This is a genomic window from Mesorhizobium sp. M0437, assembly GCF_040321335.1.
GTDB lineage: Bacteria > Pseudomonadota > Alphaproteobacteria > Rhizobiales > Rhizobiaceae > Mesorhizobium.
The window spans coordinates 72141-91089 of the sequence record NZ_JAMYRK010000003.1; the positions used below are offsets into that span (position 1 = coordinate 72141).

Below are 18949 nucleotides of genomic sequence, written 5' to 3' on the forward strand. Positions count from 1 at the left end.
TCGAACTCGATCCAGCAGGTGTCCACATGCGCTTTGCCTATCTTGCTTTCTTCCATGATGACCGCGAGGCAAATTTGGCCATCGCCGGCGAAGATGTTGACGCTGTGCGGCGTGTGATTGCATCGACGCCGGGCCTTGCGCTTGCCAACATCTATTTGCCCGAAGTGGCGACGGACATGTTCAACAACGATGGTCCACCGCCGGTCTTTGGCTTCCAGCTCTATTTCGACGAACTGGCGGACATGGAGGCGGCGCTGGCGCCGTCCGGCCATCTGCAGGCGCTTGCCGCACCTGGTATGCTGTCGAGCATCGCCGGTTCGAGGCCGACGCAACAGGCAATGTGCGTGCGTCCGTTTCCCGTCGACGACGCTGGCGTCAAGACGTCCGGGCTCCCCTGCAGCTATCTTGTCCACTATCCCGGGCCGGCCGAAGACATGAATGCCTGGCTCTACCACTATGTGACGCATCATCCGCAATTGATGCGGGGCTTCCCCGGCATTCGCCACATCGAGGTTCTGTCGCGACTGGATTGGTGCGGTTCGCTGCCCTGGCCGCGGATCGACCATATGCAGCGCAATCGCGTCATGTTCGACAGTCCCGCTGCATTGACGCACGCGCTGCAATCGCCGGCGCGGCTGGAGATGCGCGCCGACTACAAGACCTTCCCGCCGTTTTCAGGCGGCAGCGGGCATTTTCCGATGTCGACGGAAGCCGTGCATCCTTCGTCAAGGGCCACATAGGCAAACAGGTTTTTGCCGACGCCGAAAATTTCTGGAGATTTCATGTACGACTTTCGCAAGAAATGTATCTCTCTCGATCGCCTCATCGGCACCTTCTGCGCCATCCCGCACCCTGTGGCGGTCGAAGTGGCCGCCGCCAGCGGGGTCGATTTCCTGTGCATCGACTGGGAGCATTCGCAGATCGGCCGCGAACGGCTCGAGGATCTGATCCGCGCCGCCGATGTCCACAAGGTTCCCGCGATGGTGCGCGTTCCCGGCCACACGCCGGAGTGGATGGCCGCCGCGCTCGACGCCGGCGCCTCGGGTGTCCTGGTACCCCGCGTCTCCACGGCCGAGCAAGCGCGCGTGGCGGTCATGGCCTGCCGGTACCCGCCGGTCGGCGCCCGCGGTGTCGGCCCGGGCCGCGCCGCCGGTTATGGCTACAGCATTCCGGACTACCTCAACTCGGCCAACGATGTCCTGACGGTCGCCATCCAGGTCGAGACGGCCGAAGGGCTCGCCAACATCGACGACATCGTCGAGGTCGACGGCGTCGACGTGATCTTCATCGGTCCCGGCGACCTGTCGGTTTCGATCGACGCCATGGGGCCGGCCGGCCAGGACAAGCTCAATGCAGCGATTATGAGGATCGCGGCCGCGGCGCGCACGGCCCGCAAGGCCGTCGGCATCTTTCGCCCTTCGGCGGATGATGTCGGCAAATGGTCGCGGCACGGCATCAGCTTCTACATGCTGGCCAGCGACACGATGTTTCTCGGGGCCGGCCTTGCCGCCGGCGTCGCCTCGGCGCGCAGCGCCTCATAGCAAGAGTTTGCCATGAAGATCATCAAGACCGACGGTGTGCTGTCAGTCGAGGAGGAGCAGCTGCGCTACCTCGACGGCTTGAACGTCGAATTTGTCGAAAAGACGCTGCTCACGGAAGATGCCCTGATCGAACACTGCCGCGACGCCGACGCATTGATGGTATTGCGGGAGCCGATCACGGCTCGCGTTTTGGCGGAACTGAAGAGGCTCAAGGTCATCGGGCGGTTCGGCGTAGGGCTCGATTCGATCGACGTCGAGGCTGCCAGCCGTGCCGGTGTTCAGGTAACCTACGTGCCGGACGCCAATCTGGTTGAAGTCAGCACCCACGCCATGGCCCTGATCCTGGCCTTGACGCGCAGGCTGAAGCAGTTCGACAGCGCGGTGCGCGCCGGCCGCTGGGTTGCAATGACCGATGGCGCCGGCATCACACGGCCCGACAGGCAGATCCTCGGCCTGATCGGCTTCGGCCAGATCGGGCGGCTGACTGCCGAGCGGGCGCGGGTCTTCGGCTACCACATCATCGCCTACGATCCGCATATGCCGGCCGAGCGCATCGCGGCCGGTGATGCCGAACCGGTCGGCTTCGACGAGTTGCTGGCCAGGGCCGACATCGTCTCGCTGCACGTTCCAGCGACACCGGAGACCAGAAACATCATGTCGGCGCAAGCCCTGTCGCGGATGAAGAAAGGGGCGATACTCATCAACGTGGCCCGCGGCGGCCTGGTCGACGAGGTTGCATTGGCGGACGCGATCCGGCGCGGCCATCTGGCAGGCGCCGGCATCGACACGTTCGAGCGGGAGCCGCCTTCGCCCGACAATCCGCTGCTGGCGCTGGACACCGTCCTGGTCAGTCCACACGCGGCGCACTACTCGACCCAGTCTTACGCGGAGGTTCGCAACAAGGTGTTTGCCGATGTCGCATCAGTCCTGCGCGGCGGCAAGCCTGTATATCCGGTCAACCGGATATGACCAATTCCCGATGTCGGCACCACCTCTATCCGCCTGCTCCGCGGAACCCAAGTCCTGCAAGTCGGGGTTCGCAGGGCGATAAGGGGCAGCGCAACCTGTCGCGATTTATCCGGTTTGCCACATTTTGTTCTTGCTTTGTGCCGGCAGCTATGCTACTAATTTGCGTATGGTGACGATTCACCGAGGACCCGCCGCAAGGCGGTTTTTTGTCTTTAGGTTTCAGCGTCATCTGTCGAGGCTCTGCTCGGCTTGTCGCGACGCTCGACGATGTAGATGTGATCAGCGACCAGCACCACGTCGCCATGCTGGTTGATCACCTCGCAGCGCTCGACGACCCGGCCTGAATCGGGTCGCTTCGGGTCGTCTTCCCTAGCCGAGATGGTGGTGCGGGTCCTGATCGTATCGCCGATGAACACCGGCTTGATGAAGCGCAGCCGGTCGTAGCCATAGGAGAAGGCAACCGGGTTGACGACGCTGGCCGTCAGCCCGACGCCGACCGAAAACACCAGCGTGCCGTGGGCGATGCGCTGCCCGAACGGCGTCGTCTTCATGAACTCGGCGTCCATGTGGTGGGGAAAGAAATCACCGGTATGGCCGGCATGGACGACGAAGTCGGTCTCGGTGATGGTGCGCCCGCTGGTCATGCGCGACGAGCCGATCCGGTAGTCCTCGAAATAGACTGTCTGCTCCATGTCAGGGCCTCGCCGCTATCGGTGTTGCCGGCGCCGCGCTCGATCGGTAGGCGGCTTCGACCAGCGCCATGGTGTTCCAGCCGTCCTCGACGGAACTGACAAGCTCGGCGTCCTCGCCCGACGCGTAGCGCTGGACATTGGCCATGCGGCCGGCAAAGGCGTCCGGAAACCATGCGCCGACGAGTGGAACCGCAATCCATTCCGTGCCGCCTTTGGGGTAGATTTCGAGAATGTCCGGCTCGCCGCGCGGATAGTCGAGGTTGACGCCCAGTTTGAGGTAAGCGGCGCCTTCGGTGCCGCAGATGCGGAATTCGCAGGCCTGGTGTTTTCGACCGAATTTGTGATCGTGGTTGATCGACAGTGCACAGCGCACCGTGTCGCCATAGTCGAGGATCGCGCTGGTGCGCGTTTGCGCAACCTTGTGGCCGGGATGGCCGAGTGTCTTGGCGTGAACCCCCTTGGGGTCGCCGAGCAATTGCCGGATCAGGTCGAGATAATGGATCGAATGCATGGCGATCTCGACGCGCGGCGCCCGCAACAGGAATTCCCAGAGCTGCCAGGGTGTCGCCAGCGCAAGCCATGCGTCGAAATCGACCACTTCGCCCAGCCAGCCCTTGGCGATCGCATCCCTGAGCGCCAGCATCATCGGCGCGAAGCGCAGCTGGAAATTCACCGCCGCTTTCAGATCTTTGGCGCGGCAGATTTCGAGGATCTCGGTCGCCTCGGTGAGATTGCTGCCCATCGGCTTCTGGATCAGCGCCACCGCACCATCGGGCAACGCCCTGAGCACGCCGGCATGATGAGCCGGGGGCGTCGCCAGATCGAAGACGGCGTCCTTGATTGACGCAGCTTCCTCGACCGACCGGTAAGCGGCGACGCCCCATTTCTGCGCCAGTTTTTCCGCCTTGGCCAGGTCGGGGTCGAACAGCCCGGCAACCGGAAAACCGGCTTTCCCATAGGCCGGGAAATGCGCATCGCCGACGATCGAGCCGGCGCCGAAAATCACGATCGGCCTGGGCTTTGACGGCTGTGCCCAGGCCTGGGAAAGCGAGGCAGGATCGAAAATGTCATCAGTCATAATGGAAGACTTCGTCCATCGACGCCCACCACTCGCCGTCCTTGCGGGTCGGCAGCGGCTCCTGGCATGGCATGCAGAGCGCCCACCATTCCTGCGTCGTGGGATCGGCGGCCATCTTCGCCATGTCGGCGGCATAGTCGGTGCCGTGGTACTCGAAGGTGCTGAACAAAAGGTGCTCCGGCTCCCTCAGATAAATCGAATAATTCTTGATGTTGCAGGCGGAAATCATCTTGAGGACGTCCGGCCACACGGCAGCGTGAAGCCGCACATACTCGGCGACTTTCTCCGGCTTGAGGCCGAGCACCATTCCCATTCGCTGCATGTCCGCCTCCTACTTCACTATCGCCATGGTGAATTCCGCGATGCTCTTCGCCTTGATCGCATCCCAGTCCCAGTCGATGCCGATGCCGGGCTCGTCCGGCGCCAATGCGTGCCCGTCCTCGATACGCATTTTCTTGCCGGTCAGCTCGTCGAGCTGGGGAATATACTCGACATATCTGCCGTTCTGAACGGCGCATGTCAGGCTGACATGCAGTTCCATCAGGAAATGCGGGCAGACCGGTATGTCGAACGCCTCGGCTGCATGCGCCACCTTCAGCCACGGCGTGATGCCGCCGATGCGGCCGACATCGACCTGCACGATCGAGCACGCGCCCTTCTGCATATATTCGCGGAAATGCCGGATCGAGTAGAGCGACTCGCCGACGGCGATCGGCGTCGACGTCGCATTCGACAGGCGGATATGGCCGTCTATGTCGTCGGCCGGCAACGGTTCCTCGATCCAGGCGAGATCGAGTTCACGCAAGCGCTCGGCCCGGCGGATCGCCTCGTCGACCGAAAAGCCCTGGTTGCAGTCGGTCATGATCTCGTAGGAGTCTCCAACCGCCCGGCGCACCGCCGTCAGCCGGGCAAGATCCTCGGAGCCGTGCGGCTTGCCGATCTTGACCTTCGAGCCGCGAAACCCCTTGGCCTTGGCGGCCAGCGCATCCGCGACCAGCGCCTCGGTTTCGATATGCAGCCAACCGCCTTCGGTCGTGTAGAGCGGGCAGCGGTCCTTGGCGCCGCCGGCCAGCTGCCACAGCGGCAGCCTCTGTTTCCTGGCCCGCAGGTCCCAAAGGGCAGTGTCGATGGCCGCGAGCGCGATTGCCGTGATCGCGCCGATCGTCGTGGCATGGGTGGCGAACTCCAGCTCGTGCCAGATCGCCTCGATCCTGTCGGCGTCGCGGCCGATCAGCCGCGGCGCAAGGTGGTCGGCCAGCAGCCGCATCACCGAGGAGCCGCCGGTGCCGATCGTATAGCTGTAGCCGGTGCCGACCGCGCCGTCCGCGTCGGTGATGGTGACGATCGGTGTTTCCTGGCTGACAAAACTCTGGATGGCATCGGTGCGCTTGACCTTCGGCATCAGGTCGACCATCCGCAGTTCGATTTTCTCGATCTTTGCCATGGTTTTAACCTCGCAATGTCCTGCCCGTTTCGGCGGAAAACAGATGGGCCTGCGACAGGTCCAGGCTCATCTTGACCCGGTCGCCGGCTTTCAGCGGCTTTGGATTGAGCATCCGCGATACCCAGTCGCTGCCGTTGAATTCGGCAAACACCAGCGTCTCGTTGCCGAGCGGCTCGGTGACGGTCACCGGCAACTCCACCTGGTGGACGTCGACGTCTTCGCCGGAGCTGATGCCATGCCCGGTCGGATAGATGTCGTCGGGCCTGAGGCCGAACACGACTTTGTCGCCGGCCTCGATATTGGCCTTGAACTGGCTGGGCAAAGGCAGCCTCTCGCCGCTGGCGAACAGCAACTGTCCGTCGTCGACAACCGCCTCATGCAGATTCATCGGCGGCGAGCCGATGAAGCCCGCGACGAAGCGTGTCTGCGGCCGGCGGAAGACCTCGTCGGGTGTGCCGACCTGCTCGATGAAACCGTCACGCATGATGACGATACGGTCCGCCAATGTCATCGCTTCGACCTGGTCGTGGGTGACGTAGATCACTGTCGACTTGACCTTGGCGTGCAGCTTCTTGATCTCGGTGCGCATCTGCGTCCGAAGCTTGGCGTCGAGATTGGAAAGCGGCTCGTCGAACAGGAAGACGTCGGGATCGCGCACGATGGCGCGGCCCATGGCGACGCGCTGGCGCTGTCCGCCGGACAGCTGCGACGGCCGGCGCTCGAGCAATTGGTCGAGGCCGAGAATGCCGGACGCTTCGGCGACGCGACGGTCCATTTCTTCTTTCGCGGCGCCGGCTATCTTGAGCGAGAAGCCGAGGTTTTCGCGCACGGTCATATGCGGGTAGAGCGCATAGGACTGGAACACCATCGAGATGTTGCGCGAGCGCGGCGGCAGGTCGTTGACCATGCGGCCGCCGATCTCGATGATCCCGTCGCTGATCGCCTCGAGGCCGGCGATCATGCGCAGGGTTGTCGACTTGCCGCAACCGGACGGCCCGACCAGCGCGATGAATTCGCGGTCGGCGACCTCGAGATCGATGCCGTGCACCACCGCCACCGGACCGTAGCTCTTGGTGAGTTTCTTGAGCGATACTGTTGCCATGTCAGCCTTTCACCGCGCCGGAAGTGAGGCCGCCGACGAGGTGTTTCTGGACGATGAAGGTAAGCGTGAGCGCCGGTATGACCATGACCACGGCGAGCGCGCACATGCCGCGCCAGTCGATGGTGAATTCGGCCGTATAGTCGAGCAGGCCGACCGGCAGGGTCTTGGAGTTGATCGAGCGCGTCAGCTGCGAGGCGAGCGCGAACTCGTTCCAGGAGGTGAGGAAGGCAAAGATGCCGGCCGAGGCGATGCCGGGCCCGGCGAGTGGAAACTCGACCTGCCAGAAGGCCTGCCAGCGCGTGCAGCCGTCGATTTGCGCGGCTTCGGCGAGGTCTTTCGGCACCTGGCGGAAAAAGCCGTCGATCAGCCAGACGGTGAACGGCACGTTGAGCGCGACATAGACCAGGATCAGTCCGAAATGCGTGTCGATGATGCCGAGCCGCGCAAAGACGAAGAACAGCGGCAGCGACAGCGCGATGCCGGGCACCGTGCGCGTCAGCATCAGGCCGAGGAACATCGCCGACTTGGCGCGAAAGCGGTAGCGCGCAAAGGCATAGCCGCCGGCCATGCCGATGACGATGGCGATCACCGTCGAGGTCACCGAGATGATCAGCGAATTGCGGAAGTAGTCGAGCACCGGAATGCCGCCCTGGCCGACGCCGCTGAACATGGCGATGTAGGCGTCGAGCGAGAGTTGCTGCGGGATCCACACCGGCGGCTTAGCCATGATTTCGACGGTCGGCCGCAGCGACGACAGCACGATCCAGATGCCGGGCAGGCAGATGACCAGCATGGCCAGGAACAGTCCCATGCCGTGAACGATGCCGAGCGCTTTGTTGCCGACTCGATGCAGGCTGTTCTGGTCCATCCTCACCACTCCGCCGCGATCTGCGTCCGCGCCGCGGCGAGCTTGCGGTAGAAATAGACTGTGAACAGGATCGACAGCAGGATCGAGAAATAGGCCATGGCATTGGCCATTCCCATCCTGGCATCGCCATAGGCGGTGCGGGCGACCAGCGTCCAGACCAGTTCAGTGCGGCCGGCGGGGCCGCCGTCGGTCATGATCTTGACGATGTCATAGGCGCGCGCGACGTCGAGTGAGCGGATGGTCATGGCGATAAAGGCAAACGGCATGATGAACGGCCAGGTGACATAGCGGAATGTCTGCCACGGCGTGCAGCCGTCGACGCGGGCCGCCTCGACCGGTTCGCGCGGCATCGCCAGCAGCCCGGCCAGGATCAGGATCGCGAACACCGAGGTCGACGACCAGATCTCGGCGATCAGGATGGCGATGAAGGCGAGATTTCCGTCGATCAGCCACGGGATGGCGCGATCTGTCAGGCCGAGCCCCTGCAGGGCGTTGTTCACCAGGCCGATATTGTCGTTGAACATGAATTTGAACTGGAAGCCGACGAGGATCGGCGAAAACATCATCGGAAACATCATGATGGTGCGCAGGATCCGCTGGCCGCGCGACGCTTTCTCCACCAGCAGGGCCAGCCCGAGCCCGATCAGCATTTCCAGGTTGAGCGCCACCGTCAGCAGCACCACGGTGCGGGCAAAGGCGACCCAGAAAGCGCGGCTGGTCAGGATGGCGACGTAGTTGCGCGCGCCGATGAAGACCCAGAACGTCTCCGGCCTGGTCAGCCGGAACGGCGTGAAGCTGGAATAGAGCGAAAGCAGCAGCGGCACCACCACCACCGCCGCCAGAACGATCACCGCCGGCAGCAGGAGCAGCAATGGCGGCGAAGGTCTCCAGCCTTTCATGGCGATCCGGTTCTGTTTGGTGCCCGGACGCCGAAGGCCGCCATCGGCGAGCTGGGATCAAGACAAAGCGTGTTGCGCATGGTTCGTAAAAAGTTCGGGGACGCCGCTCTTCGATGAGCGCGGCGCCCCCTTGGGAGAATGGTCAAAGCTTGCCGGCGTCCTCGAGGATTTGCGTGGCCTTGGCGGCAGCGTCGTCCAGCGCCTGCTTGGAGGTCTTGTCGCCAAGGATGGCGGCCTGCAATTCGGGATAGACGGCGTTGGAGATTTCGATCCATTCAGGTGTCTGCGGCACGGCAAAAGCGTGCTTTGCCTCTTCCTGGAAAGCCGCCAACACTTCCTTCTTGTAAGGATCATTGGCCGCCTGCTGGATGTCCCAGTCCCACACTGCCGTGCGGGTCGGCAGTGGGCCGCTTGCCGCCTCGAGCTTCTGGCTGTCCTCATTGGTCAGGAACCAGACCAGCGATGCCGCGGCTTCCTTGCTGGCGCAGTTTTCGGTGACCGAAAATCCGTGGTGCCCCGACCAGCCGGTGCGAATGCCGGCCGATCCCTTCGGCGCCACCTTCACGCCGACATTGCCGGCGACCTTCGACGACTTCGGATCGTTGAAGAAGCCTGCCCAGCCCGGCCAGTCGAGGTTGATGGCGACGGTGCCCGAGGCAAAGCCCTGGCCGAGATCGTCCCACAGATAGTTGGTGGTGCCGGCCGGCACCGCCTTGGCCTTGTAGAGATTGACGAACCAGTCGAGCGCGTGCACGCCGGCTTCCGAGTTGAAGGCCGGCTTGCCATCCTTGTCGAGGTATTCGCCGCCGTCGGCGATGAGCATCTCGTAAAAGCGGCCGTTGATCGCCTCTTCCTTGCCGGCGAACTGGGTACCGTAGAAATCGGGCGGGCTGGCGAAGAATTCCGCCTGCTGAGCGACCTCGTCCCAGGTGTCGGGCGGTGTCAGTTCCTTGCCGTACTTGGCCTTGTAGGCGGCCTTCTTGGCTTCGTCCTGGTAGAGGCTCTTCTGGTAGTAGAGCGCCGAGACGTCGAACTGCGCGCGCGGCAGCATCACCAGCTTGTCGTCGAGCGTCGAGGCCTTGATCGTCGACGGCACGAAGGCGTCGATCTCCTCCTTCGGCAGCAGCTTGTTGAGATCGGTGTAGATATCAGGATATTGCGGCGCGAAGGACGAGTGGTTCGACCCAACGCACCAGTTGATGCTGCCGGAGGCGATGTCCGACTTGATTTCCTTGTCGAGCTCGAAGTGGTTTTTCTTCGAGATCACGTTGACCTTGGCGCCGGTCAGTTTTTCCCATTCGCCGATGCGCGCGTACAGCCCTTCATATTGCTGGCCGCCGATCAGCTTGGCGTCGATGGTGACGCCGTCGAATTTGCCGGGCAGGTCGGCAGCAAGGGCACTCGCACCCAGTGCGAGCAGCGTTACGCCGGCCGACAGGCCGCAAAACAGTTTCGTCATCGGTATCCTCCCAAGAGTCCGCGTCGATCCATAGTGAGGGCGGATCGGCAGCTTCATTCATATACAAACAAAACATTTACAGGATCGTCAAGCCGAAAGTTCTTTCGGAAACAATACCGTTATGCGTATATGAAAAGTGCAATTCACTGGAGAAGCGGAATGGCAGAGGACGAGGAAGACGACCGCTATCGAGCCCCGGCGCTGGACAAGGGGCTCGACATCCTCGAGTTGCTGGCCGGTGTCGATGGCGGCCTGACGCAGGCGGAAATCGCCAAGAAGCTCGACCGCAGTCCGAACGAGTTCTACCGCATGCTGGACCGGCTGGTGCGGCGCGGCTACGTCACGCGGCCGGATGGCGACCGTTATTCGCTGACGCTCAAGCTGTTTGGCCTGGCGCAGCTGCACGCGCCGGTGCGCCGGCTGGTTTCCTATGCGACGCCGCTGATGCGCGAACTGGCCGAAACCACACAGCAGGCAAATCAGCTCGTCGTCTTCGACCGCGGTTCCGCGGTGGTGATCGCACAGCAGGAGGCGCCGGATTACTGGGGCATCTCCATCCGCGTCGGCTCGCATATCAGCCTGTTCGATACCGGCTCCGGCCATGTGTTGCTGGCGTTCCGCCCGCCGGAAGAGCGGCAGATGATGATCTCAGAACATCTGCGCAGCACCGACAAGCCACCGCAATCGCCGGAATTCTTCGCCCGCCTCGACCAGATCCGGGAACGCGGCTACGAGATGATGGCGTCGATGCAGACGGCAGGCGTGTTCAACCTATCGACACCCGTTCTCGGCTCGGACGGCAAGGCGATCGCCGCACTGTCGATCCCCTACATAACCCTGGTCAACGCACCCAAGGCGCCCGACATTACGAGGACGATTGAGCTGCTGCTGGCAGCGACCGAAAAGCTGTCGCAACTGGCGGGATCGACCGTCAAGCAATCGCGATGAATTCTTATTTGAATGAAGATTTTCTCCGTGAGATGATCTCGAAGTCGCCAAGGAGGAGCGCGCCACCATGATCTTCGACACCCATCTGCACCTGATCGACCAGTCCGCGCTGCGCTATCCCTGGCTGGCCGGCGTGCCGGCACTCAACCGCGATTTCTCCTACGACGAATATGCAGTCCAGGCCCGCCGCGCCGGCATCGAGGGCGCATTGCATATGGAGGTCGATGTCGATCCTGCCGACATCGAGGCCGAAACCGGCCGTGTCAAAGCGCTGTCGCGGGAAAAGGCCAGCTTGCTGCGGGGGGCAATTGCCTCCTGCCGTCCGGAAGAGCCGGGCTTTGCCGCCTATCTCGAGCGCCAGCGCGCCGATCCTTTCGTCAAGGGCTTTCGCCGCGTGCTGCACGTCGTGCCGGATGAACTTTCGGAAGGCGCGCTGTTTCGCGAAAACATCAAGCGGCTAGCCGGCAGCGGCCTGACCTTCGACCTCGTCGTTCTGCCGCACCAGATCCCCAAGGCGATCGCACTCGCCGACCTCGCGCCAGATGTGCAGTTCGTGCTCGACCATTGTGGCGTGCCCGACATCAAGGGTGGTGCCGAGCACCCCTGGCGCGAGCACATGGCGGAGATCGCGCGGCGTCCGAACGTCGTCGGCAAAATTTCCGGTGTGGTCGCCTATGCGGATGCCGGATCCTGGACTGTCGAAACGCTGCGTTCCTATGTCGAGCACACCATCAAATGCTTCGGCTGGGATCGCGTCGTCTGGGGCAGCGACTGGCCGGTCTGCACACTCGGCGGCGGGCTTGCGACCTGGATTGCGGCAACGCATGCGCTGCTTGCCGGCACCAGCACCGATGAACGGCAGCAACTGCTGTCCGGCAACGCCAAGCGGCTGTGGAGTTTGTAGAGCATTTTGCAGCCAAGTGGAATCGGGCGTCGCACAAATGCGGCTAAAACGAATAGGTGGCCTCAGATCGTCGCCGACACGTGCCGCTCGCGACCGTAGAGCGAAACCAGGAGCACGATGACCAGGCCAAGTGCCGCCTGCACCGTCGAGGGCCGGAAGCCGAGGCCGATCAGCAGCGTGTTGATCTCCGTCAGCACCAGCACGCCGGCAATGGTGCCGAAATAGCTGCCACGGCCGCCGACAAGGGCGGCGCCGCCGACCACCACGGCCGCGATCGTCTGGAACAGATAGGGCTGGCCGACATCGCCATAGGCAGAGCCGGTGAAGCCGAGCAGTAGCACGCCGGCTGCGGCGGCGAAGAAGGCACTTGCCGCATAGGTCACGGTCCACATGCGGACCGGATCGATCAGCGCCAGCGGGGCAGCACCTGGATTGCTGCCAAGGGCGTAGAGACGGCGGCCGTATGGCGTGCGCGCCAGCACCAGCGCCACCAGCAAGGTCAGCACCAGTACGCATGGCACCAGCCCCGGCACCGGCAGCGGTCCGACCGAACCGCCGATCGAAACGAAGGCGGAAACCGCTTGCGGCGCCGATCCGGATGGAAAACCACCGGTCCACAACAGGACGGCGCCTTGCACAATCATGCCGATGCCGAGCGTGACGATCAGCGGGTGGATGTCGAGCCCGCGCGAGATCAGGCCGTGCAGCGCCCCGATCAGTAAGGCGAGCGCGCTGACGACCGCGCAGACAAGAGCAAAATTCCAGCCGACGCCGTAGAGCTGTGCGGCAACGACATTGGCAAAGCCGATGATGAAGGGGATCGACAGATCGATACCGCCCAAGATTACGACGAGGGTCTGGCCGATCGATGCCACCGCCAGCAGCGAGGCGATCACCAGCAGCGCCCGGATGGCGAACGGCTGGGAGTAGCCCGGGATGAGCAAGGTGCCAAGGAGATGCAAGGCGACAGCGACGGCAAAGGCACCGGCGACGCGGGCATTGGTGGACTGGAACCAGTTCCGGCTCATGCTTCTCAGCCTTTCCGTCCCGAGAGCCGCTCCTGCAGCGCCGTCATGATGACGGCCACAACCAGGATCGCGCCATAGGCGATCTGCAGCACATAGGTGGAGACGTTGAAGGCGGTCAGCACGCTCTGCAGCAGGAAGATGTCGACAGCGCCGATGGCGGCGCCGGCGAGCCCGCCGCGCCCGCCGGCAAGGCTGACGCCGCCGAGCGCCACCGCGGCAATCGCGATCAGCGTGTAGGTTGGCCCGATATTAGGGTCGGCCGAACCGATCAGGGCGGTCAGCATGAGGCCGGCACAGGCGGCAAGTATGCCGGTCATGACATAGGCGATGAAACGTACTTTCGTCACCGGAATGCCGGCCGTGTAGGCGGCGCGGTCGTCGCTGCCCACCGCCATCAGCTGGTCGTAATAAGGCGTCTGCCGCACCAGCCACCAGAACAGGAAGATCAGCGCCAGCGGCAGCGCCGACCAGGGTCCGGCCATTGCCTTCAGCCAGCCCGGCGCCGGGCCAATCGGCGCCGGCAGGATGGTCAGCGTCATGCCGGTGAGGATCAGATAGGTGCCGAGCGTTGCGACGATCGGCTGGATGCGGACGATGGTCGCCAGAAAGCCGTTGGCGGCGCCGACGATCGCGCCGATCAACAGCGCTGCCGGCACGATGACCAGCGGCGATGACATGCCAAGCCTGAGAAACAGCAGCTGGATCACCATCGCATTGACGAAGCCCATCAATGGTCCGACGGAAATGTCGATGCCGCCGCGCCCGGCGAGGATCACCGGAGCCGAGGCGAGCGCTGCGCCGATCAGCGGCGCGGCGAGCCCGATCAGCGCGCCCCAGGCGGCAGGATGGAAGCGCGCCGGATTGAGCAGCAGGTTGACCGCGATCAGGATGGCCAGCAGCACTGCCGCAAAGCCAGCGCCGCGCCATCGCGCCGCCATGCGCCGCAACCCGCTCATGCTGCGCGCCCGAACATGGCGGCGATCACAGTATCGCTTTTCATCGCGTCTCCGGTGATTTCAGCCGCCACCTGCTGTTCGCGGAACACCAGCACGCGATGGCAAAGCAGCAGGATCTCCTCGATCTCGCTCGACAGGATGACCAGAGCCATGCCGTCCGCCGCAAGCCTGCGGAACACATCGTAGAGGATATGGCGCGTCGCCACGTCGACACCGCGCGTCGGATCGTTGAGGAGCAGGATTGCCGGTTCCAGCGCCAATGCGCGGGCCAGCAGCACCTTCTGCTGATTGCCGCCGGAAAGCGTGGTGATCGGGGCGTCCGGCCGTGGCGCGATGATCGACAGTCTGTCCCGATAGCGTTCATAGCGCTGCCGCCGCGCGGCGAAGCTGAGCAGGCCGTACCGCGTGTCGCGCGACAGCGTCGAGACGGCAAAATTGTCGAGCACCGATTGGGTCGGAAAAATGCCGGTGGTGCGCCGGTCGCGCGGCAAATAGGCGATGCCGCCGGCGACCGCCTTGCGGAAATTGGTGATCGCGCGTGCTCCGGTTGGCGCCTCGACGGTCACCTCGCCGCCGGCCGGGCGTTCCAGGCCGGCCAGCACTTTCAGGAACCGCTCCTGTCCGTGGCCGTCAAGGCCGGCAAGGCCGACGATCTCGCCAGGCGCGATGGTTTGCGTCATGGGGCTTGCGCCCGGCGCGATCACCAGGCCACGCACCGAAAGGCTGGCGCGATCAGCCATGCGCCAGCTCCGCCGCCGTGCGTGGCGCCATCGCTCTGAGAAGTTCGGATGCGGAGGACGTGCCGCGTTCCTCAGTCGTCACCACGCTGCCGCCGCGCAGCACGGAAGTCCGGTCCGAAAGCGACATCACCTCGTCCATGCGATGGGTGATGAACAGGATCAGGCAGCCTTCGGAGGCAAGCTTGCGCATCATGGCGAAGACCGCCTCGCGATCGGCAAAGTCGAGCGCCGCCGTAACCTCGTCAAGGATGAGAATGCGCGGGCTGCGCACCACGGCGCGGGCGAGCACTACCAATTGCTGAACCGCAAGCGGCAATTGCCCGGCCAACTGGTCGAGCGGGATCTCGGTCACCGCGAAGCGCTTCAGCACCGCTTGCGCGCGTTGCCGCCGCTCGGCACGCGGCACGGTGCGCGTCAGCAAGCCGTCGAGGCCGAGCAGGATGTTGTCCGTCACCGAACGGTCAGGCGCGATCAGCACTTCCTGGAACACGGTGGCGAACCCGGCGCCCTGGAACGCCGCCGGCGAGAGGCCGGTAAAGGGCGCTCCGTCGAGCAGGATCGCGCCGCTGTCCGGCTGGACGATCCCCGACAGCAGCTTGACCAGCGTGCTCTTGCCCGAACCATTCTCGCCCAGGATGGTGTGGATCGTGCCGGCGCGGAATGCGATTGAGGCATTGGCCAGCGCAATCGTTTCGCCGTAGCGTTTCGAGATGGCCTGGACTTCCAGCATGAGCAATCCTGATGGAGAAAGCCGGCACCGCCCGTGCGGAGCCGGCCTTCGTATCCTACTTGGCGCAGGCGTCCGGCACCTTCGAATAATCCCAGCCCTTGGTGGGTGCCGGATTGGCGAAGTAGGCATCGAGCCATTCCTCCGGCATCGGATCCTTCGGCGGGACCGGGAAGATCGAGACGGCGTCCGGCGTCATGCAGTCCTTGTACCAGGCGCCGAGGTCGGCATTGTGCACCGGCGGAATCGGGATCAGCAGCGTGTTGAGCTTCGCCTTCTGTCCGTCGAGCATGCGCACGCCGACACGAAACAGCGTTTCGGCCGTCCAGTGCGGCAGAACCGCATGGCCTTCGAAGCGGTATTTGTCGGGATTGGCCTTCCAGTAGCCGAGCGCATCGCCGGTGATCGAGCCGGTGATCAGCGGGGCAGGGCGGCCGGCCTCGGCAAAGGCCTCGGCGACGACGCGGCTTTCGCTGCCCGTCGTCCACACCGCATCGATCGGCGCCGGGTTGGTGGCGATCGCCTGCAGCACCGCCGTCTTGGTGACGTTTGCAGTCCAGTTGCCGTTGACGCTGCGCGAGACCTTGAGCTTTGAATTTTCGGCCAGCGCCTTGTCGGCGCCCTGGCGCTCCTGCACGACGATCGGGTGACCGGCAATGCCTTCGACCAGAAGCACGCTGCCGCCGTCCGGCATTGCTTTGCCGATCGCGGTCATCATGTCGTAGCCCCAGCGCGCATAGTTGGAATCGACATTGATCGCATTCGGGCTGGTCACCGACCCAGCTGCCGTGATGAAGGGGATGCCGGCTTTGGCTGCGGCATCGATGGCATCGTCCAGCGCCGTCGCCGAGCCGGGGATCGAGGTGATGATCGAGCATTTCTTGTCGATGAAGGCGCGGATCTGGTTGATCTGCTGACTGGCGTCGTTGTTGGAATCCGACACCTCGAAGCTCGCCACGGTGCCGTCGGCGATCAGGCCGTCGACCAGCCGCTTCAACTCCTTGGTCACGGTGACGCGCCACGGATTGCCCTGGTAGGACTCGGAGTGGCACCATTTCCACGGCTTTGACGGCGGCGTGAAATTATCCCAGGCCGACGGCAGCACCTTTTGCGGCGCGCCGTCATATTGTGCCTTCAGTTCGGTCGGCAATCCAGCAATCACGCCCGAAACGTCTTGAGCGCAAGCTATGGTCGTGACCGATGCAAGTGCGGTTGCGGCCATAAGGCCGCGGATCAGGCTGTTCATGTTCTCCTCCGTTCGGTTGTTTCAGGCTCCTCCGCCGGCAACGCCGGACACCTGCGTCGAAAGGCTCTCCCGAAACAGGCGATTGAGATCGGCAACGACGCGAGCGGCATTGTGCCTTTCGCTCAGGCCGAGATTGATGCGATCGGACGCCGCCTGCTGGAACGCCATGTAGCCGTCGTGCCGCGGCCTCACCCAGGCACCTTCGAGCGTAGTCCGCGTGTCCTTGTAGAAATTGCCGGCGGCGGCGTTGACGGCGGCATCCGCCCAGGCTGCCGCATGGCCGGGCTGGCCGCCGGCCGAGGCGTAAGGGCCGCGCTGCACGTCACCGCTGGCGATCCAGTAGGCGAAGTCGATTGCTGCCTGTCCGGCCCTCGAGAAGGCCGACACGGCGATGCCGGTCCCGCCGAGCGCCGAGCCTTTGGGGCCGGCATTGCCAGCGGCCGGGATATCCGCGAAAGCCAGGCGGGTGGGTCGAAACCCGGCGATGGCATAGGAGACATAGCCATAGATCAGCGGCGCGCAGGCGATCCGCGAGCCGGATCCGGCCATTTGCTCCAGAACCGCGATCGGATCCATGCCAAGACAGGCCGGGTCGACGAGGGCTGCGATCTCGCGCATCATCTCGAAGACCTGCTTGCCCGCTGCCGGATCCACGTGGTCGCCAGGGCCTTCACCGGCGGGCCGGCCGAGATTGCCGGCAAGCGTGTAGAACACCATCAGCGAATGCGGCGGCCTCAGCGGCAACATCACGTGGCCTTGCCGGGCCAGATCGAGGGCATCGGCCCAGCTCGCCGGCGCAGCCGAAAGCATGTCGGGCCGCCATGCCTGCACCTGGCTGGCCGCGTCGATCGGAAACGCCCACTGCCGGCCTTGCCAGTTGTAGCTCGGAAAGGACCGGCCGACACTGCCCGCCGCAAGTGCCGCGCGTTCGGCTTCCCGGCCGGCGACATCGAGCGGCGCCAGGCAATTCTCGGCGGTGATCTGGCCGACATGCGGATGGTCGACGACGATCAGGTCGTAGGCACGGGCCAGTTCCTCGACCGGGAAGGATTCGAAATCCTGCAGCGAGCGCTTGTCCCATTCAACGGCGATGCCAGTTTGTTGCTTCCACAGTCTCGAACAGGCGACCATCGGGTCATAGCCGCGCGGATGGCTCCAGGTCATGCCTTTGAGCGTGGCGTCGCTCACAGCCCGAACTCCGCGCGGATTTTTGCGCTGTGCTCGCCGATGCGCGGCGCGGCCCGCTCGACCTTGGCGCGGATGCCGTCGACCCTGAGCGGCGAGCGCGTGGTGAGGATCGAAACGTCATCCTCGCGCGTCACCGTCTGCAGCATGTCGAGGACCTGGAAGCCTTCGCTGGCCATCATTTCCGGCCAGGTCAAAACCTTGGCGCACCAGATGTCGGCAGGCTCGAGGATGGCAAGCCATTCGTCGACCGTCTTCGTTGCGATCTTTTGCGCGATGATCGCCTTGATCTCGTCGCGGGCAGTGAACCAGGTCGACGGCTGATCGCGGTAGGGCGCAAGTTCCTCGAGCCCGAGGAGATCGGCGAGTTTCGAGATCGGCGTCATGGCGATCGCCAGATAGCCGTCCTTGGCCGGATAGACGCCGTAGGGCGCCGAGAGATAGGCGTGCGCGCTGCGGAAGCTCGACCGCCGCGGCAGCCGGCGCCCGTCATTGAGGTGCGTGGTCAGCACCTCGAATTGGAAGTCGACCAGCGCTTCGAGCAGGCTGGTCTCGACATGGCTGCCCTTGCCGGTCACGCCGCGCCGCACCAGTGCGGCGAGGATGCCTTGCGCGGCGGCGGAACCCGCCAGCATGTCGGCGATCGCCAGGCCGAAGGGCACCGGCCCTTGGTCCTCGTCGCCGTTCAGCCACATCACGCCGGAGCGCGCCTGCGCCAGCAGATCCTGCCCCGGCCGCTTGACCCACGGGCCTTCCTCGCCATAGCCACTGATCGAGGCATAGACCAGGCGCGGATTGATCTTGCGCACCGCCTCGTAATCGAAGCCCAGGCGTTCGATGACGCCGGGCCTGAAATTCTGGATCAGCACGTCGGCCTTGGCCAGCAGGCCGCGCAGCGCCGCAAGGTCGGCCTCGTCCTTCAAGTCGATGGCAAGGCTTTCCTTGGCGCGGTTGATCGCATGGAAAATGGTGGAATCGCCGCCGATCTCGGTGTCGCTGAGATAGAGCCGGCGCGACAGGTCGCCGCCGTCAGGCCGTTCGATCTTGATGACCCGAGCGCCGAGGTCGAGCAGCCGCAGCGAGCAGTAAGGCCCGGACAAGAACTGGCTCATATCGACAACGATGAGCCCGGTCAGCGGCAGTTCGGCAATGGCAGCCATTGC

At 64.1% G+C, this 18949-nt stretch carries 20 protein-coding genes; 5 read left to right on the top strand and 15 right to left on the bottom strand.

Annotated features, from left to right (window positions below):
• The first annotated feature begins 26 nt into the window (after positions 1-26).
• Genes NKI72_RS03020 through NKI72_RS03030 form a run of 3 tightly spaced genes read left to right on the top strand, consistent with a single transcriptional unit; the run spans position 27 to position 2510 of the window.
• A complete protein-coding gene (locus NKI72_RS03020) occupies positions 27-740 on the top strand; it encodes a hypothetical protein (RefSeq protein ID WP_352502200.1) in 714 nt (237 codons plus the stop codon).
• A 42-nt stretch (positions 741-782) separates the two neighbouring features.
• Positions 783-1541 (top strand): HpcH/HpaI aldolase family protein, encoded by a 759-nt coding sequence (locus NKI72_RS03025; protein ID WP_352502201.1) that lies wholly within the window; start codon positions 783-785, stop codon positions 1539-1541.
• Positions 1542-1553: 12 nt separating this feature from the next.
• Positions 1554-2510, top strand: coding sequence for a C-terminal binding protein (locus NKI72_RS03030; protein ID WP_352502202.1), 957 nt, complete (start codon positions 1554-1556; stop codon positions 2508-2510).
• 212 nt (positions 2511-2722) lie between these two features.
• On the opposite strand, the gene NKI72_RS03035 is transcribed toward NKI72_RS03030, so the two are convergent.
• The 8 genes from NKI72_RS03035 to NKI72_RS03070 all read right to left on the bottom strand — a co-directional run bounded on the left by NKI72_RS03035 (position 2723) and on the right by NKI72_RS03070 (position 10052).
• Positions 2723-3202: a MaoC/PaaZ C-terminal domain-containing protein gene (locus NKI72_RS03035; protein ID WP_352502203.1), complete on the bottom strand. Its 480-nt coding sequence runs from the start codon at positions 3200-3202 to the stop codon at positions 2723-2725.
• Position 3203: 1 nt separating this feature from the next.
• Positions 3204-4280, bottom strand: coding sequence for a Gfo/Idh/MocA family protein (locus NKI72_RS03040; RefSeq protein WP_352830870.1), 1077 nt, complete (start codon positions 4278-4280; stop codon positions 3204-3206).
• Positions 4273-4602 (bottom strand): L-rhamnose mutarotase, encoded by a 330-nt coding sequence (locus tag NKI72_RS03045; protein ID WP_352502205.1) that lies wholly within the window; start codon positions 4600-4602, stop codon positions 4273-4275. The genes NKI72_RS03040 and NKI72_RS03045 overlap by 8 nt, the downstream gene beginning before the upstream one ends.
• 9 nt (positions 4603-4611) lie before the next feature.
• Positions 4612-5724: a mandelate racemase/muconate lactonizing enzyme family protein gene (locus NKI72_RS03050; protein ID WP_352849892.1), complete on the bottom strand. Its 1113-nt coding sequence runs from the start codon at positions 5722-5724 to the stop codon at positions 4612-4614.
• Positions 5725-5728: 4 nt separating this feature from the next.
• Positions 5729-6826, bottom strand: a complete 1098-nt coding sequence (locus NKI72_RS03055) for an ABC transporter ATP-binding protein (protein WP_352502207.1) — start codon at positions 6824-6826, stop codon at positions 5729-5731.
• Position 6827: 1 nt separating this feature from the next.
• Positions 6828-7694 (bottom strand): carbohydrate ABC transporter permease, encoded by an 867-nt coding sequence (locus NKI72_RS03060; protein WP_352502208.1) that lies wholly within the window; start codon positions 7692-7694, stop codon positions 6828-6830.
• A 2-nt stretch (positions 7695-7696) separates the two neighbouring features.
• Positions 7697-8593, bottom strand: coding sequence for a carbohydrate ABC transporter permease (locus NKI72_RS03065; protein WP_352451568.1), 897 nt, complete (start codon positions 8591-8593; stop codon positions 7697-7699).
• A gap of 142 nt (positions 8594-8735) precedes the next feature.
• The gene (locus tag NKI72_RS03070) at positions 8736-10052 is read right to left on the bottom strand and encodes a type 2 periplasmic-binding domain-containing protein (RefSeq protein WP_352502209.1); all 1317 of its coding nucleotides are present in this window, start codon (positions 10050-10052) and stop codon (positions 8736-8738) included.
• 159 nt (positions 10053-10211) lie between these two features.
• Between NKI72_RS03070 and NKI72_RS03075 the strand changes: the two genes are divergently transcribed.
• Together NKI72_RS03075 and NKI72_RS03080 are read left to right on the top strand one after the other, a co-directional pair.
• Positions 10212-11000, top strand: coding sequence for an IclR family transcriptional regulator (locus NKI72_RS03075; protein ID WP_352502210.1), 789 nt, complete (start codon positions 10212-10214; stop codon positions 10998-11000).
• Positions 11001-11067: 67 nt separating this feature from the next.
• Positions 11068-11904, top strand: coding sequence for an amidohydrolase family protein (locus NKI72_RS03080; protein ID WP_352502211.1), 837 nt, complete (start codon positions 11068-11070; stop codon positions 11902-11904).
• A gap of 62 nt (positions 11905-11966) precedes the next feature.
• Here the strand turns inward: NKI72_RS03080 and NKI72_RS03085 are convergent, their stop codons facing one another.
• From NKI72_RS03085 to NKI72_RS03115, 7 genes are read right to left on the bottom strand one after another with little or no spacing between them, the layout of a single operon-like run.
• The gene (locus NKI72_RS03085; protein ID WP_352830865.1) at positions 11967-12932 is read right to left on the bottom strand and encodes an ABC transporter permease; all 966 of its coding nucleotides are present in this window, start codon (positions 12930-12932) and stop codon (positions 11967-11969) included.
• Between the two features lie 5 nt (positions 12933-12937).
• On the bottom strand, positions 12938-13888 hold the full coding sequence (locus NKI72_RS03090; RefSeq protein WP_352502961.1) for an ABC transporter permease: 951 nt from the start codon (positions 13886-13888) through the stop codon (positions 12938-12940).
• Positions 13885-14628 carry an ATP-binding cassette domain-containing protein gene (locus NKI72_RS03095; protein ID WP_352502962.1) on the bottom strand — a complete coding sequence of 248 codons (744 nt, stop codon included), beginning with the start codon at positions 14626-14628 and terminating at the stop codon, positions 13885-13887. The genes NKI72_RS03090 and NKI72_RS03095 overlap by 4 nt, the downstream gene beginning before the upstream one ends.
• Positions 14621-15358, bottom strand: a complete 738-nt coding sequence (locus NKI72_RS03100; protein WP_352830862.1) for an ATP-binding cassette domain-containing protein — start codon at positions 15356-15358, stop codon at positions 14621-14623. The genes NKI72_RS03095 and NKI72_RS03100 overlap by 8 nt, the downstream gene beginning before the upstream one ends.
• A 55-nt stretch (positions 15359-15413) precedes the next feature.
• On the bottom strand, positions 15414-16601 hold the full coding sequence (locus NKI72_RS03105; RefSeq protein WP_352472919.1) for an ABC transporter substrate-binding protein: 1188 nt from the start codon (positions 16599-16601) through the stop codon (positions 15414-15416).
• A gap of 21 nt (positions 16602-16622) precedes the next feature.
• A complete protein-coding gene (locus NKI72_RS03110) occupies positions 16623-17765 on the bottom strand; it encodes an ABC transporter substrate-binding protein (protein WP_352472930.1) in 1143 nt (380 codons plus the stop codon).
• Between the two features lie 20 nt (positions 17766-17785).
• Positions 17786-18946 carry a CaiB/BaiF CoA transferase family protein gene (locus NKI72_RS03115; protein WP_352472920.1) on the bottom strand — a complete coding sequence of 387 codons (1161 nt, stop codon included), beginning with the start codon at positions 18944-18946 and terminating at the stop codon, positions 17786-17788.
• Positions 18947-18949 lie beyond the last annotated feature (3 nt).

Bases quoted from the DNA above. Each gene is read 5' to 3' on its own strand.
- NKI72_RS03115 (WP_352472920.1), bottom strand. From the start codon at position 18,946: ATGGCTGCCATTGCCGAACTGCCGCTGACCGGGCTCATCGTTGTCGAT.
- NKI72_RS03055 (WP_352502207.1), bottom strand. From the start codon at position 6,826: ATGGCAACAGTATCGCTCAAGAAACTCACCAAGAGCTACGGTCCGGTG.
- NKI72_RS03105 (WP_352472919.1), bottom strand. From the start codon at position 16,601: ATGAACAGCCTGATCCGCGGCCTTATGGCCGCAACCGCACTTGCATCG.
- NKI72_RS03035 (WP_352502203.1), bottom strand. From the start codon at position 3,202: ATGGAGCAGACAGTCTATTTCGAGGACTACCGGATCGGCTCGTCGCGC.
- NKI72_RS03060 (WP_352502208.1), bottom strand. From the start codon at position 7,694: ATGGACCAGAACAGCCTGCATCGAGTCGGCAACAAAGCGCTCGGCATC.
- NKI72_RS03050 (WP_352849892.1), bottom strand. From the start codon at position 5,724: ATGGCAAAGATCGAGAAAATCGAACTGCGGATGGTCGACCTGATGCCG.
- NKI72_RS03025 (WP_352502201.1), top strand. From the start codon at position 783: ATGTACGACTTTCGCAAGAAATGTATCTCTCTCGATCGCCTCATCGGC.
- NKI72_RS03090 (WP_352502961.1), bottom strand. From the start codon at position 13,888: ATGAGCGGGTTGCGGCGCATGGCGGCGCGATGGCGCGGCGCTGGCTTT.
- NKI72_RS03020 (WP_352502200.1), top strand. From the start codon at position 27: ATGCGCTTTGCCTATCTTGCTTTCTTCCATGATGACCGCGAGGCAAAT.
- NKI72_RS03030 (WP_352502202.1), top strand. From the start codon at position 1,554: ATGAAGATCATCAAGACCGACGGTGTGCTGTCAGTCGAGGAGGAGCAG.
- NKI72_RS03110 (WP_352472930.1), bottom strand. From the start codon at position 17,765: ATGACCTGGAGCCATCCGCGCGGCTATGACCCGATGGTCGCCTGTTCG.
- NKI72_RS03065 (WP_352451568.1), bottom strand. From the start codon at position 8,593: ATGAAAGGCTGGAGACCTTCGCCGCCATTGCTGCTCCTGCTGCCGGCG.
- NKI72_RS03080 (WP_352502211.1), top strand. From the start codon at position 11,068: ATGATCTTCGACACCCATCTGCACCTGATCGACCAGTCCGCGCTGCGC.
- NKI72_RS03045 (WP_352502205.1), bottom strand. From the start codon at position 4,602: ATGCAGCGAATGGGAATGGTGCTCGGCCTCAAGCCGGAGAAAGTCGCC.
- NKI72_RS03075 (WP_352502210.1), top strand. From the start codon at position 10,212: ATGGCAGAGGACGAGGAAGACGACCGCTATCGAGCCCCGGCGCTGGAC.
- NKI72_RS03040 (WP_352830870.1), bottom strand. From the start codon at position 4,280: ATGACTGATGACATTTTCGATCCTGCCTCGCTTTCCCAGGCCTGGGCA.
- NKI72_RS03070 (WP_352502209.1), bottom strand. From the start codon at position 10,052: ATGACGAAACTGTTTTGCGGCCTGTCGGCCGGCGTAACGCTGCTCGCA.
- NKI72_RS03100 (WP_352830862.1), bottom strand. From the start codon at position 15,358: ATGCTGGAAGTCCAGGCCATCTCGAAACGCTACGGCGAAACGATTGCG.
- NKI72_RS03085 (WP_352830865.1), bottom strand. From the start codon at position 12,932: ATGAGCCGGAACTGGTTCCAGTCCACCAATGCCCGCGTCGCCGGTGCC.
- NKI72_RS03095 (WP_352502962.1), bottom strand. From the start codon at position 14,628: ATGGCTGATCGCGCCAGCCTTTCGGTGCGTGGCCTGGTGATCGCGCCG.